The following is a 553-nucleotide window of genomic DNA, read 5'->3' as shown; positions in this document are numbered from 1 at the left end:
CTCATGACTTAAAACGTGGTTATAGCCTGCCAAACGACGCAAATACTCATTCAATTCTCGAACATCTTGTCCATGCAAAAAAATCCCATCCATTTCATGTTTTAACAAGGCAGAGCGCAAAGCAATCAAGCTATCTCTCACCATATAGGGGTTGCGTTCCATCATTTTCCGCCTCCAAAATCCATATAAATCACACGATTGCTCTCATCCGCATCAGAGCCTTCACACTCAGCCAAAACTTCTGAAACTTGGCCTTCCAAAACCGCATCCGCCTCCCCCAAACGGTGAACACTCAACTCCAATTCAAGCAATAACGCCAAATCAACACACAATTGAAGCTTTTCTCCAATATCAAAACCGCATTGATAATCGTCATAAAGACCAACAAGCGTATCGGATAATTCTTTGTCGCATAAAGGGATCATGCCAATTCCTCCACGTCACGGTTTTTCCATGCCGCTTTGACATGTTTCAGGGTCACCTCACACCCATCTCCAAGCGCTGCCATGCGTGCCAACATCATGGTTTTGTCAATTTGCCGCAAAGCTCCAGC

The 553-nt window shown here is 44.8% G+C and carries 1 protein-coding gene and 1 pseudogene; both read right to left on the bottom strand.

All coding sequences use genetic code 11. The features are described 5' to 3' along the window. Positions 1-161: 161 nt before the first annotated feature. Complete coding sequence (locus ACFIL8_RS12540; protein ID WP_375690104.1) at positions 162-425, bottom strand: hypothetical protein; 264 nt, start codon at positions 423-425, stop codon at positions 162-164. Further along, positions 422-553, bottom strand: a pseudogene (locus ACFIL8_RS12535) (DNA transposition protein); the annotation flags it as partial. The gene ACFIL8_RS12540 and the pseudogene ACFIL8_RS12535, both read right to left, overlap by 4 nt.

This window comes from Bartonella sp. AP57NXGY (assembly GCF_042195805.1).
Lineage (GTDB): Bacteria > Pseudomonadota > Alphaproteobacteria > Rhizobiales > Rhizobiaceae > Bartonella.
The sequence above is the reverse complement of the archived record's forward strand: the minus strand, read 5'-3'. Positions and strand labels throughout refer to the sequence as shown.